The 12,052-nt window shown below is 67.8% G+C and carries 14 protein-coding genes; 3 read left to right on the top strand and 11 right to left on the bottom strand.

The genetic code is table 11. The annotated features are described in order from the left end of the window. Nucleotides 1–4: 4 nt before the first annotated feature. The 6 genes from C6Y53_RS05725 to paaI form a co-directional block, all read right to left on the bottom strand. Complete coding sequence (locus tag C6Y53_RS05725) at nt 5–1,117, bottom strand: S-(hydroxymethyl)glutathione dehydrogenase/class III alcohol dehydrogenase (protein WP_106473970.1); 1,113 nt, start codon at nt 1,115–1,117, stop codon at nt 5–7. Between the two features lie 74 nt (nt 1,118–1,191). Further along, nucleotides 1,192–1,695 (bottom strand): c-type cytochrome, encoded by a 504-nt coding sequence (locus C6Y53_RS05720; RefSeq protein WP_211299466.1) that lies wholly within the window; start codon nt 1,693–1,695, stop codon nt 1,192–1,194. Nucleotides 1,696–1,744: 49 nt separating this feature from the next. Beyond that, the gene (locus C6Y53_RS05715; RefSeq protein WP_106471564.1) at nt 1,745–2,320 is read right to left on the bottom strand and encodes a TetR/AcrR family transcriptional regulator; all 576 of its coding nucleotides are present in this window, start codon (nt 2,318–2,320) and stop codon (nt 1,745–1,747) included. Further along, entirely contained in the window at nt 2,320–3,630 is a 1,311-nt protein-coding gene (gene paaK, locus C6Y53_RS05710) for a phenylacetate--CoA ligase PaaK (protein WP_106471563.1), read from the bottom strand. The genes C6Y53_RS05715 and paaK overlap by 1 nt, the downstream gene beginning before the upstream one ends. Beyond that, nucleotides 3,630–4,823 (bottom strand): 3-oxoadipyl-CoA thiolase, encoded by a 1,194-nt coding sequence (gene pcaF / locus C6Y53_RS05705; protein ID WP_106471562.1) that lies wholly within the window; start codon nt 4,821–4,823, stop codon nt 3,630–3,632. Before pcaF ends, paaK begins: the two co-directional genes overlap by 1 nt. Next, a complete protein-coding gene (gene paaI / locus C6Y53_RS05700) occupies nt 4,820–5,251 on the bottom strand; it encodes a hydroxyphenylacetyl-CoA thioesterase PaaI (protein ID WP_106471561.1) in 432 nt (143 codons plus the stop codon). Before paaI ends, pcaF begins: the two co-directional genes overlap by 4 nt. 190 nt (nt 5,252–5,441) lie before the next feature. On the opposite strand from paaI, the gene C6Y53_RS05695 reads away from it, so the two are divergent. Continuing rightward, nucleotides 5,442–5,786: a DUF2794 domain-containing protein gene (locus C6Y53_RS05695; protein ID WP_106471560.1), complete on the top strand. Its 345-nt coding sequence runs from the start codon at nt 5,442–5,444 to the stop codon at nt 5,784–5,786. Here C6Y53_RS05695 and C6Y53_RS05690 read toward each other — a convergent pair whose 3' ends face one another. The 3 genes from C6Y53_RS05690 to C6Y53_RS05680 all read right to left on the bottom strand — a co-directional run bounded on the left by C6Y53_RS05690 (nt 5,787) and on the right by C6Y53_RS05680 (nt 8,445). Beyond that, nucleotides 5,787–6,614: a C40 family peptidase gene (locus tag C6Y53_RS05690; protein WP_106471559.1), complete on the bottom strand. Its 828-nt coding sequence runs from the start codon at nt 6,612–6,614 to the stop codon at nt 5,787–5,789. Next, a complete protein-coding gene (locus C6Y53_RS05685; protein ID WP_106471558.1) occupies nt 6,611–7,993 on the bottom strand; it encodes a leucyl aminopeptidase family protein in 1,383 nt (460 codons plus the stop codon). Before C6Y53_RS05685 ends, C6Y53_RS05690 begins: the two co-directional genes overlap by 4 nt. Nucleotides 7,994–8,064: 71 nt before the next feature. After that, complete coding sequence (locus tag C6Y53_RS05680; protein WP_244614948.1) at nt 8,065–8,445, bottom strand: hypothetical protein; 381 nt, start codon at nt 8,443–8,445, stop codon at nt 8,065–8,067. A gap of 154 nt (nt 8,446–8,599) precedes the next feature. Between C6Y53_RS05680 and C6Y53_RS05675 the strand changes: the two genes are divergently transcribed. Beyond that, nucleotides 8,600–9,250, top strand: coding sequence for a carbonic anhydrase (locus C6Y53_RS05675; protein ID WP_106471556.1), 651 nt, complete (start codon nt 8,600–8,602; stop codon nt 9,248–9,250). 33 nt (nt 9,251–9,283) lie between these two features. Continuing rightward, a complete protein-coding gene (locus C6Y53_RS05670) occupies nt 9,284–9,754 on the top strand; it encodes a hypothetical protein (protein WP_211299465.1) in 471 nt (156 codons plus the stop codon). On the opposite strand, the gene C6Y53_RS05665 is transcribed toward C6Y53_RS05670, so the two are convergent. Then, on the bottom strand, nt 9,751–10,773 hold the full coding sequence (locus tag C6Y53_RS05665) for an aspartate-semialdehyde dehydrogenase (protein ID WP_106471555.1): 1,023 nt from the start codon (nt 10,771–10,773) through the stop codon (nt 9,751–9,753). The two genes, C6Y53_RS05670 and C6Y53_RS05665, sit on opposite strands and share 4 nt — an antisense overlap. A gap of 80 nt (nt 10,774–10,853) precedes the next feature. Then, complete coding sequence (locus tag C6Y53_RS05660) at nt 10,854–12,032, bottom strand: MFS transporter (protein WP_106471554.1); 1,179 nt, start codon at nt 12,030–12,032, stop codon at nt 10,854–10,856. Nucleotides 12,033–12,052 lie beyond the last annotated feature (20 nt).

Here is a 12,052-nt window from a genome sequence, read left to right as displayed (position 1 = left end):
GCTCCTAGTAGACGACCACGCTGCGGATCGATTCTCCGGCATGCATGAGATCGAAGCCGGTGTTGATCTCGTCGAGGGTCAGCCGGTGGGTGATCATCGGGTCGATCTCGATCTTGCCGTCCATGTACCAGTCGACGATCTTGGGCACGTCGGTCCGGCCGCGCGCGCCGCCGAACGCGGTGCCGCGCCAGACCCGGCCGGTGACCAGCTGGAACGGGCGGGTCGAGATCTCGGCGCCCGCGGGTGCTACACCGATGATCACGCTTTCGCCCCAGCCCTTGTGCGCCGCTTCCAGCGCGGTCCGCATCACCCCGACATTGCCGGTAGCGTCAAAGGTATAGTCGGCGCCCCCCTTGGTCAGGTTCACCAGGTAGGGGACCAGGTCGCCCTCGACCTCGGAGGGGTTGACGAAATCGGTCATCCCGAAGGCCTCGGCCATCGGCACCTTGTCGGGGTTCAGATCGACACCGACGATCTGGTCGGCCCCGGCCATGCGCAGCCCCTGGATCACGTTCAGCCCGATCCCGCCCAGGCCGAACACGATCGCCCGCGACCCGAGCTCGACCTTGGCGGTGTTGATCACCGCGCCGATGCCGGTGGTGACGCCGCAGCCGATATAGCAGATCTTGTCGAACGGGGCGTCCTTGCGCACCTTGGCCAGCGCGATTTCCGGCATGACCGTGTGGTTGGCGAAGGTCGAACAGCCCATGTAATGCAGGATCGGATCGCCATCGAGCGTGGAGAACCGCGAGGTGCCGTCGGGCATCAGGCCCTGACCCTGCGTTTCCCGGATCGACTGGCACAGGTTGGTCTTGGGGTGCAGGCAGTAATCGCATTCCCGGCATTCCGGCGTATAGAGCGGGATCACATGATCGCCCGGTTCCAGCGAGGTGACGCCGGGGCCGCATTCGAGCACGACGCCCGCGCCCTCGTGGCCCAGGATCGCCGGGAACAGCCCTTCGGGATCGGCGCCCGAACGGGTGAATTCATCGGTGTGGCAGATGCCCGTGGCCTTGATCTCGACCAGCACCTCGCCCGCCTTCGGCCCTTCGAGATTGACCTCCATGATCTCCAGCGGCTTACCCGCCTCGATCGCTACTGCTGCTCTCGTCCGCATGGCCGTGTCCTCCATCAGTTTCCACGAGTCTGCCGGGAATCGGAGCCCAGTTCAATCGCCGATCTGACCCGGGGTCACGGTTCGCGATAGATCTGGTGGCAATGGATGCAGGTGACGACGACCGAGGGCAGGGTGCCGCGCAACCGCGCCCGGTCGTCAGTGCGCAACTGGCGCGCGGCGCGTTCGGCCGCCCTTGCGCGGGCCAGGAAATCCGGCCAGTGCGACCAGATGCGGTGGCGGGCGCGGCTGGCCTGGACGGTGACCGCTGGGCGAAAACGTTTCGGCACCGCAGCCATCGTCGACACCAGATCCTGCCCCGCGGCCCGCGCCGCGCGCCGGTCGAAGGGGCGCCGCCCGTTGGTCATGTCGGCCAGCGTTTCGACGGCACTCTGGGCCGTGTGCATGTCGGCAACCCGCGCCGCGATCATGCGATAGGATCGGCGATCGCCGGCTATGACAGACGTGGTCAAGATGGCGGTGGCCAGCAGCAGCGACACCGCGAGAACGCAGCAGACGCACCGGCCCGCGGCCACGGCGCGGCCGGCACCCGCGATCAGCCTGAGGATCCGAATCGACATGGCAGGCAGATTAGGCCGGCGCTGGTGAACAATCCGTATCCCGCCGGGGTCAGGCGCCGAGATTCGCCAGGCCGCCGCGCACGAAATCGGTGGCAAAGCCGGCATAATCCGCCCGGCTCAGCCCGCGTCCGGGCCGGTGCCACATGTAGAACCAGTTGAGAATCCCGAACACGGTCATGGTCGCGGCCCGCAGCCGGTCGCCGCCGAGATGCGGGACCTCATCGCCGATTGCCTCGGACATCGTGCCGACCAGCTGGCGTTGCAGCGCCACCAGCGGGTCGCGCAGCGGCGCGGGCAGGGTGTCCAGCGCGTCGAGTTGCAGCTTGTGTTCGGCGTCGGCGTCCTCGTAGGCCGAGAGGATCGCCGCGATCAGCCCGGACAGGCCATCGCCCCGGGCGGCGTCGACGACCTCTGCCAGCTCTGACAGATGCGCGTCGAGTATGTCGAACAGCAATGCCTCCTTGCTGTCGTAATAGTGGTAGATCAACGCCTTGGACACGCCGCAGGCCCGCGCCGCCCCGGTCATCGAGGCCCGGTCATAGCCGTGATGCGCAAAGTATCCGGCCGCGCCCTTGCGCAGCGCGGTCCGCTTGGCGTCGTGGTCGCGTGCGACCCCGCGCGGCATCAGCGCGCGGGGCGGCTGTCGATGATCCGCACCGCCTTGCCCTGGCTGCGTTCGACACCGCCGGGTTCGGCGACCTCGACCCGTGCCGACACGCCCACGGCCCGTTTGATCCGCGCCTCCAGTTCGGCCCCCATCCGCCTGCGGTCGTCGTCGGTGGCGGCGTCGGCGGTGGCCTCGGTGCGCACCCGCATCACGTCGAGCCGGTCCGGGCGGCTGAGTTCGATCTGGAAATGCGGCGCCAGACCTTCGACCTTCATCAGTTGTTCCTCGATCTGGGTCGGGAACAGGTTCACCCCCCGCAGGATGATCATGTCGTCGCTGCGTCCGGTGACTTTTTCCATCCGCCGCATCGAGCGCGCCGTGCCCGGTAGCAGCCGGGTCAGGTCGCGGGTGCGGTAGCGGATGATCGGGAAGGCCTCCTTGGTGAGCGAGGTGAATACCAGCTCGCCCTCCTGCCCGTCCTCGAGCACCTCGCCGGTCTGCGGGTCGATGATCTCGGGGTAGAAATGATCCTCCCAGACATGCAGCCCGTCCTTGGTTTCGACACATTCATTTGCAACGCCGGGGCCCATGACCTCGGACAGGCCGTAGATGTCGACCGCATGCATGTCGAAGGCGGTTTCGATTTCCTGCCGCATTGCGTTGGTCCAGGGCTCGGCGCCAAAGATGCCGACGGCGAGCGAGCTTTCGCGCGGATCGAGGCCCGCGGCGGCGTATTCATCGAGGATCGACAGCGCGTAGGACGGCGTCACCGTGATGCCGCGCGGCTGGAAATCGCGGATCAGGCGGACCTGCCGTTCGGTCATGCCGCCCGAGACCGGCACCGTGGACAGACCCAGCGCATCCGCGCCCAGGTGAATGCCCAGCCCGCCGGTGAACAGCCCGTAGCCATAGGCGTTGTGCAGCATGTCGCCGGGGCGCAACCCGGCCGCGCGCAGGCTGCGGGCCACCACCTCGCCCCAGACCTTCAGGTCGTTTTCGGTATAGGCCACGACGGTCGGCTGACCGGTGGTGCCCGAGGATGCGTGCACGCGCCGCAGTTTCCCGCGCGGCACCGCCAGCATGTCGAACGGGTAGTTGTCGCGCAGGTCCTGTTTCACGGTAAAGGGAAACTTCGCCAGGTCCGCGAGCGTTTGCAGGTCGTCGGGATGCATGCCGGCGGCGTCAAAGGATGCCTTGTAGAACCCGACATTGTCATAGGCGTGGCGGAGCGATCGTTTCATCCGCTCCAGTTGCACCGCGGCGATTTCGTCGCGGCTGGCGGTTTCGATATGGTCCAGGTCGCCGGGGCGGGGGGACAGGTCTTCCATCAGGCTTTCTCCAGCAGCAGCGCGATCCCCTGTCCGACGCCGATGCACATGGTGCAGACGGCGCGCGACAGGTCGTCATCGACCATGTTCACGGCGGCGGTGAGCGCCAGCCGCGTGCCCGACATGCCCAGCGGATGGCCCAGCGCGATGGCGCCGCCATTGGGGTTCACATGGTCCGCGTCGTCGGGCAGGCCCAGCCGGCGGGTCACCGCCAACCCCTGGGCGGCAAAGGCTTCGTTCAGTTCGATCGTGTCGATATCGCCGATGCCCAGCCCGTGACGCGCGAGCAGCATCTCGGTCGCCGGGGCGGGGCCAATGCCCATGATCCGGGGCGGCACGCCGGTGGTGGCCATGCCCGCGACACGCGCGCGCGGCGTCAGCCCGTATTTCCCGACCGCCGCCTCCGAGGCGACGATCACCGCCGCCGCGCCGTCATTGACGCCCGAGGCATTGCCCGCCGTCACCGTGCCGCCGTCGCGGAACGGGGTGGGCAGGGCGGCGAGCTTTTCGGCGGTGGTGGCGCGGGGATGTTCGTCGGTGTCCACCACCATCGGGTCGCCGCGCCGTTTCGGGATCGTCACCGGCGCGATTTCCCGGGCCAGGCGGCCGCTGGCGATGGCCGCCGCCGCGCGGGTCTGCGACCGCAGCGCAAAGGCGTCCTGGTCTGCCCGCGAGATGCCGAAATCCGAGGCCACGTTCTCGGCCGTCTCGGGCATCGAATCGGTGCCGTAATGCCTGGCCAGTTCGCGGTTCACGAACCGCCAGCCGATGGTCGTGTCGTAGATCTCGGCCTTGCGCGAAAACGCGCTGTCCGCCTTTGGCATGACCAGCGGCGCGCGGCTCATGCTTTCGACGCCGCAGGCGATGACCACGTCGGCCTCGCCCAGCCGGACCGCGCGGGCCGCCGCCCCCACCGCGTCGAGCCCCGACCCGCAGAGCCGGTTGATCGTGGCGCCGGGCACGGTGTCGGGCAGGCCCGCCAGCAGCACCGCCATGCGGGCGACGTTGCGGTTGTCCTCGCCCGCCTGGTTGGCGCAGCCGGCCAGCACCTCGTCCACCTGCAGGCCGCTGAACGGGGCGACCGTTTCGCGGATCACATGGGCCAGCATGTCGTCGGGCCGAACCGACGCGAGTGCGCCGCCATAGCGGCCGATCGGGGTGCGCACCCCTTCGCAGAGATAGGCGTGGGTCATGTTTCCTCCTCGAAATGCTGGCCCCGGATCGTGCGGGACAACCCGCGGAACAGGGCGACCTTGCGCCCGTCGGCGCCGGTCACGGTGATGTCATAGACGCCCGACCGCCCGTTGCGCGCGGTCTCGGACGCAACCGCGGTCAGCCGTTCGCCGGGCCGGCCCGGCGCGAGATAGGTGATCTGGTTTTCCTGGGCCACGGTCACCTGGTTGTAGCTGTTGCAGGCAAAGGCAAAGGCACTGTCGGCCAGGGTGAAGATATAGCCGCCGTGACAGATGCCGTGCCCGTTCAGATGATGCGGGGCGACGGTAAAGGACAGGGTGGCGCCGCCGGGGGCGACCGCATCCAGCGTCATGCCCAGCCATTGCGACGCGGCATCGTTTTCCCACATCGCGGCGGCACTGCGTTCGGCACGCTCCTGTGGCGTCATGGCCTTCCCCCCAATGCTCCCTGCCGCGCAACCTGCACAAAACCGACCAATCGGTCAATAGTGTTGATGGCCCCCGGCGCGGTTCCGCCCCCGGCCCGGCCGTTGCCGAAACCCACCACCGCCGGCCCGCCGGAGAATCGCCCTGTCGATCAGGCTTGATTTTATCCGAAACCGGCGCAAGGGTTGATCCATGACGATCCAGCCCCCCAGCCCCTTTCCCACCGGACAGGTTGCGGATCAGGTGGCTTTCGACCGGCGCGAACTTTCCCAGATCCTATCGGTTTACGGCCGCATGGTTGCCGCTGGCGAATGGCGGGACTACGGCATTTCCTGCCTGCGCGACCTGGCGGTGTTCTCGGTGTTCAGGCGCACCGCCGAACATCCGCTCTACCGGATCGAAAAACGCCCCAGGCTGCGCAACCGGCAGGGCCAGTACGCGGTCGTCGGAATGGACGGGCAGATCCTGAAACGCGGTCACGACCTGAAGACGGTGCTGCGCGTGCTCGAACGCAAGCTGATCCGGGCGGTCACCTGATCAGGGTCTCCGGTGGCCGGTGACCGGCCCGTCGCCCTGCGCCTCGATCCGCGTGATAGCCTCGTCCATCGCCTCATGGGCCACGGCCATGTGATGGGCATTGGCGTGCAGCAGCGTCGCGCCATCGGCGACCCAGGCCACATGACCCCTCCAGAACAGCAGATCGCCGCGCCGGGGCGGCGTGCCCCGGGGCAGGGCGGTGCCGACCGCCTCCGCCTGCAGATCGCTGTCGCCGGGGCAGTCCCGCCCGCAGGCCAGCAGCGCCGCCTGCACCAGCCCGGAACAGTCGATGCCGAACCGGCTGTTGCCGCCCCAGAGGTAGGGCGTGCCGAGAAACAGCGCCGCAACCGCCACCGGGTCGTCGAACGGGCCGCTCTCCAGCGCCCGCAGATGCCCCGACGGGATGAACCCCGCGCCGGTATCCGCGAACCGGTTTTCCGTGCCGGTCACGGTGACGCGGCTGCCAAAGCTCAGGCTCATGCGGTCCGGGGATTTCATCGACGCCTCGGCATAGGCATGGGTGGCAGGCGCACAGACCATGTGGGTCGCGTCCCGCGCCGGCCCCAGCGCCGCGGACGGCACATAGCCCACATAGCCGTCCTTGTCGGCCTGGACAAAGCTCCAGCCGTCGCGATCCTCGTAGGCCAGCACGGTTTCGCCGAACAGCAGCTGCCGGTCCCGCGCGCCACCGGGGGCGCGGTCGAGGTTGACGACCGGGCGCAGGACCTGGCGCCGGTCGCCCGCAACCGGTATCAGGCCCGGCGCGGCATCGGCCAGATGCGCCGCCGCGACGCGGGCATTGGCCGGGGTCAGGCGACGGTCGCTCACAGGTCCAGGACCCCGGGCAGGGCGTCCAGCAGCGCGCGGACGCCCTGGCCGACCCCGCCCTTGGGCCGGGCCGGCGCGGACACCGATTGCCAGCCGTAGATGTCGAAATGGGCGTAGGGCGCGGCGGACACGAAGCGGCGCAGGAACAGCGCCGCGGTGATCGCGCCGGCGAACCCGCCGCCGGGTGCGTTGTCCAGATCGGCGATCACCGGTTCGATCTTGTCCTCGTAGGCCGGGTGGAACGGCAGCCGCCAGACCGGGTCATCGACACGGGCCGCCGCGGCGGACAGCATTTGCGCAAACCCGTCATCGTCGCAGAAGAACGGCGCGATATCCGATCCCACCGCGACCCGCGCCGCACCGGTCAGGGTGGCCATCGACAGGATCAGGTCCGGTTCGTCCTCGTCCGCCAGCGCCAGCGCATCCGCCAGCACCAACCGGCCCTCGGCGTCGGTATTGTTGATCTCGACCGTCAGCCCCTTGCGCGAGGTCAGGATGTCGCCGGGGCGGAACGCGTTGCCGGATACCGAGTTTTCCACCGCCGGGATCAGCACCCGCAACTGCACCGGCAGGGCCAGCGCCATGATCATGCGGGCCAGCCCCAGCACATGCGCCGCGCCGCCCATGTCCTTTTTCATCAGCGCCATGCCGCCGCGCTGTTTCAGGTTCAGCCCGCCGGTGTCGAAACAGACGCCCTTGCCGACCAGCGTCAGCCTGGGGCCGGCGCTGCCCCATTGCAGGTCGATCAGCCGTGGCGCCGTGGCCGAGGCCCGGCCCACCGCGTGGATCATCGGATAGTTCCGGTCCAGCAGGTCGTCGCCCTCGATCACGGTGCAGTCGGCACCGAATTCCCCGGCCAGGTCCCGGGCCGCCGCGGCCAGGCGGTCCGGCCCGAGATCGGCGGTGGGCGTGTTGATCAGGTCGCGGATCAGCGCCTCTGAGGCGGCGATGGTCTCGACACGGGCCACGTCGATCCCGTCGGGGGCGACCAGGTGGACCCGGGTGATCTTCTTCTTGCGGTAGCGGTCAAAACGGTAGAGCGACAACAGCCAGCCCAGGGCTTCGGTTTCCAATGCCTCCGCCGCGATGCCCGAGGCGATCCCGTAGACGCCGGCGGGCAGCTTGCGGGCCGCGTGGGCGAGCGCATAGCGCGTGCGCGCCCGCCGGGCCGCGGTTTCATATCCGGCCAGCGCCATCGTCGGGGCACCGTTGCCGCCGGGAACCAGCAGGGTCTCGCCCAGCTTGCCGGTAAACCCGTTGGCGCGGACCCACGCCCCCACCGCATCCGGCTGCCCGTCGAGCCAGGGGGCGACCGCGTCCGTTTCGAGCACATGCAGCGGGATCGCATCCGGCGTCGGGTCGGCAAAGGTGAACGGCATGGGTGATCCTTTCTGTCGCGTGCGGCCCAACCTAGCCCGCACATCACGGCCCGCAAGCCCCTGTCCGCCGATCAGACGGACAGATCCCGCAGATCCCACACCGCGGTCAGCGACCGGTCGCCCACCCGAACCAGCCGGAACAGCACCGCATCCGCCGCGGGGCCGTCCTCCGCCGTGGCGGCCGTTGCCAGATCGCCCGCCACCCGCGCCAGCAGCGCCATGCCCAGCTGGTCCGATATGGCCACCAGCGAGCGCGCGCATTTGCCCAGCGCCGGCCAGTCGGCACCGCGCCAATGCGATTCGCACTGGCCAAGCCGCGCCGCGAGTTCCTCGACCGCGCGGCAGATCACGTCTTCGGCGGCGGTTCTGCCGAGATCCAGATAGAGCCCCGACAGCCGGTCGCGGTCCAGCCGCACCGGTTCGTCCGGTGCAAGCGTTAATATGTCAGCCAAGAGAACCTCACCCAAACCCGATGCCCCCACATCCCGGGCAGGATGCGCGCTACAGGTTTGCAAAAGGTTGATCGGGGATGTCGATAACGCTCGAATTTGATGCGACTTCAGGGTAGGTCCGGGCAAACCGACCAGCGGACGGAGCAACAGGACGATGGAATTTGCCAGGCCACTACCCTCATATCTGGTCCAGCGCTATCACGGCTGGAAAGCGACCACATTCGAGGCCAACAAGGTCTGGTATCGTCGCCTGGTCACCGAGGGCCAGCATCCCCGTGCCATGGTGATCTCGTGCTGCGACAGCCGCGTGCATGTCACGTCGATCTTCGGGGCGGATCAGGGCGAGTTCTTCATCCATCGCAATATCGCCAACCTGGTGCCCCCCTGCGAGCCGGGCGGCAACCACCACGGCACCAGCGCCGCCGTGGAATACGCGGTCACGGTTCTGAAGGTGGCGCATCTGATCGTGCTGGGCCATTCGCAATGTGGCGGGGTGCAGGGCTGCATCGACATGTGCAAGGGCAAGGCGCCGCAGCTCGAGGAACGCGGCAGTTTCGTCGGGCGCTGGATGGACATCCTGAAACCGCGCTACGAAACGGTGGCCGATATCGAGGATGCCGGACGGCAGGCGCAGCAGCTGGAGAAACAGGCGGTGCTGGCCTCGCTGGAAAACCTGATGACATTTCCTTTCGTTGCCAGCGAGGTCGCCGAAGGCGGGTTGAGCCTGCATGGCCTGTGGACCGATATCGGTGTCGGCGGGCTGGAAGGGTATGATTCGGCGCAGAAGAAATTCGTGCCGATTTAGAACGTGTTAATCATGTGCGGCGACGATGCCTGAATGGATACCAGGATCACGCTCACGCTCGATGACCCGCTCCTCCGCGCGGCGCGCGACGTCGCTGATCGCCGCGAGATAACGATCCAGCAATTGCTGAAGGATGCGTTGAAGACGGAACTCGCCCGGGCGCATCGCAAAGCGAAGTCGCCCGTCAGGGCGGATGAGCGGCTGATTGCCGTGCTCCGGGCGCGGCTGGCCGAGGATTTCGCCTATGCGCGCGACTGGTTCGACCTGATCGACCGACTGCGGAACAAGGGGGTAGTCCTGCGCGAAGCGGGAGGCGGGCTCGCCGTCTTTGCCGCGCCAACCGGCGCGCGGCTGTGCAAGGCGTCGGATATCGGCTTCAGCCTGAACCGCCTGGCACAGAACTTCCGCGCGCCCTTTCCGGGCGACAAGCTGGGGCGGCGGGATCACTATGTGTCAACCACCCCGGCGTGGGACACCAGGGTGATCGACGAGATCGAGTTCTAGCCCTTCTTCAGGACCTCACGGCCCAGCAGTTCGGCAATCTGAACGGCGTTCAGCGCGGCGCCCTTGCGCAGGTTGTCCGAGACACACCACAGGTTCAGCCCGTTCTCGATCGTCCCGTCCTGCCTGATCCGGCTGATGAAGGTGGCATAGTCGCCCACGCACTCGACCGGGGTGACATAGCCGCCGGCCTCGCGCTTGTCGATCACCATCACGCCCGGTGCCTCGCGCAGGATGTCGCGCGCCTCGTCCTCGTCCAGGAATTCCTCGAACTCGATATTCACCGCTTCGGAGTGGCCGACGAACACCGGCACGCGCACGCAGGTTGCCGTGACCTTGATCGCGGGGTCCACGATCTTCTTGGTCTCGGCAACCATCTTCCATTCTTCCTTGGTGCTGCCGTCTTCCATGAACACGTCGATATGCGGGATGACGTTGAAGGCGATCTGCTTCTGGAACTTCTTCGGCGGCACGTCCGACGTGGGGTTGTAGACCGCCTTGGTCTGATCCCACAGTTCGTCCATGCCGTCCTTGCCGGCGCCGGATACGGACTGGTAGGTGGACACCACCACCCGCCGGATCGTCGCCCGGTCGTGCAGCGGCTTGAGCGCCACCACCATCTGTGCGGTCGAACAGTTCGGGTTGGCGATGATGTTCTTCTTCGTATAGCCATGCACCGCCTGCGGATTCACCTCGGGCACGATCAGCGGCACGTCCGGGTCGTAGCGGTAGAGCGACGAATTGTCGATCACGACGCAGCCGGCCGCCGCGGCCCGGGGCGCATAGGTCCTGGTGGCCTCCGAGCCGACCGCGAACAGCGCCATGTCCCAGCCGGTGAAATCGAACTGGTCCAGGTCCTGGGTGGTCAGGGTCTTGTCGCCAAAGCTCACCTCGGTCCCCAGCGATTTCCGGGATGCCAGCACGGCAAGCTCTTCGACCGGAAACTGGCGCTCGGCCAGGATGTTCAGCATTTCGCGGCCCACGTTGCCCGTGGCGCCGACGACGACGACGCGATAACCCATGTTGTTTTCTCCAGATGCGTGGCTGGCCTGTTGGCCGGCGGCGGTTGCATACAGGCAAAGCCGGGTGGGGAAAAGGGGTGTCAGTCGATGCTGTCGCGGCTCAGCAGATAGACCAGGACACCGGCCAGCAGCGCAGCGCCGAAAAACGCAAAGATCGCCTGGTAGGGCGCGGCCGCCGCCACCCCGGCCGACGATATCTGTTCGTGGATGCGCCCGGATGCAAACTGCATCACGCCGACCCCGCCGATCCCGAACAGGTTCATCAGCGTGACCCCGCGCCCGACGAGATGCGGTGGAAAGAACGCGCGGCCATGGGCGATCATCATCGGAAAGGACGCGCCGAAGAACCCGATCAGCGCAAACAGCGCCACCGAGGTGAACACCGATATGTCGATCCACACCACCAGCGCCGCCAGCGCCGCCGCGCAGACCAGGTTGCCGGTGAACACCACCCATTTCCGGGTGCCCAGCAGCCGGTCGAGAGGTCCGTAGCACAGCGTGCCCGCGATCATGGCCAGACCCACCACCAGCGTCGCCTGCCCGATCCGTTCGACCCCCAGCCCGAACACGTCGGTCAGGTAGGGGCCGGCCCAGAGCCCGCGCAGGGCCGCCGCGGGCGCGTAGCTGACGAGCATCAGCGGCAGGATCGCCCACATCACCGGCAGTTTCAGCAGGTCGATGACAGACCCCCGTTGGTCCGGATGGTCGGGTGCCGGATCGCGCACGGTGACGAGGATGCCACCCGCCACCACCGCCGAGACCACCGCCAGCCCGGCCAGCGTCGCGCGCCAGCCGATCCATTCCGCGGCCAGGGCGGTCGGGTAGGACGCGACCAGGTTGCCCGCCGATCCCACGCCCAGCATCAGCGCCGCCAGCGTGGCGAACCGCGCCGGCGGATATTCATGGGCAAAGATGAAATACGAGGCCATCAGCACCGGCGCGCAACCGACCCCGATCAGCAGCATCGCGAGGCTGACATGGGCGGGGGCGGTGGCCAGCGAAAACAGCCCCGCGCCGCCCGCGCCGCCCAGCAGCAGCAATAAAGCAGCGGTGCGCCGGGGCCCGATCCGGTCCAACGCCCAGCCCACGGGCAGCTGCATCAGCGCGAATGACAGGAACCACAGCCCCGACGCCGTGGCAAGCTGTTCGGGCCCGGCACCGATGTCGCGTTCCAGCACCGGCGACAGAACCGCGAGAAAGGCGCGAAAGAACTGGCTCAGCACATAGGCCAGACATAGCGTGACCAGTCCGGCCTGCATGAGGGTCTCCGATCGTCAGC

The organism is Pukyongiella litopenaei (assembly GCF_003008555.2).
GTDB lineage: Bacteria > Pseudomonadota > Alphaproteobacteria > Rhodobacterales > Rhodobacteraceae > Pukyongiella > Pukyongiella litopenaei.
This window is presented reverse-complemented; position numbering and strand designations above follow the sequence as displayed.

What these genes read in the sequence shown, in the direction of transcription:
- C6Y53_RS05725 (WP_106473970.1), bottom strand. Translation starts at nt 1,117, where the DNA reads ATGCGGACGAGAGCAGCAGTAGCGATCGAGGCGGGTAAGCCGCTGGAG.
- C6Y53_RS05720 (WP_211299466.1), bottom strand. Translation starts at nt 1,695, where the DNA reads ATGTCGATTCGGATCCTCAGGCTGATCGCGGGTGCCGGCCGCGCCGTG.
- C6Y53_RS05715 (WP_106471564.1), bottom strand. Translation starts at nt 2,320, where the DNA reads ATGCCGCGCGGGGTCGCACGCGACCACGACGCCAAGCGGACCGCGCTG.
- paaK (WP_106471563.1), bottom strand. Translation starts at nt 3,630, where the DNA reads ATGGAAGACCTGTCCCCCCGCCCCGGCGACCTGGACCATATCGAAACC.
- pcaF (WP_106471562.1), bottom strand. Translation starts at nt 4,823, where the DNA reads ATGACCCACGCCTATCTCTGCGAAGGGGTGCGCACCCCGATCGGCCGC.
- paaI (WP_106471561.1), bottom strand. Translation starts at nt 5,251, where the DNA reads ATGACGCCACAGGAGCGTGCCGAACGCAGTGCCGCCGCGATGTGGGAA.
- C6Y53_RS05695 (WP_106471560.1), top strand. Translation starts at nt 5,442, where the DNA reads ATGACGATCCAGCCCCCCAGCCCCTTTCCCACCGGACAGGTTGCGGAT.
- C6Y53_RS05685 (WP_106471558.1), bottom strand. Translation starts at nt 7,993, where the DNA reads ATGCCGTTCACCTTTGCCGACCCGACGCCGGATGCGATCCCGCTGCAT.
- C6Y53_RS05675 (WP_106471556.1), top strand. Translation starts at nt 8,600, where the DNA reads ATGGAATTTGCCAGGCCACTACCCTCATATCTGGTCCAGCGCTATCAC.
- C6Y53_RS05670 (WP_211299465.1), top strand. Translation starts at nt 9,284, where the DNA reads ATGGATACCAGGATCACGCTCACGCTCGATGACCCGCTCCTCCGCGCG.
- C6Y53_RS05665 (WP_106471555.1), bottom strand. Translation starts at nt 10,773, where the DNA reads ATGGGTTATCGCGTCGTCGTCGTCGGCGCCACGGGCAACGTGGGCCGC.
- C6Y53_RS05660 (WP_106471554.1), bottom strand. Translation starts at nt 12,032, where the DNA reads ATGCAGGCCGGACTGGTCACGCTATGTCTGGCCTATGTGCTGAGCCAG.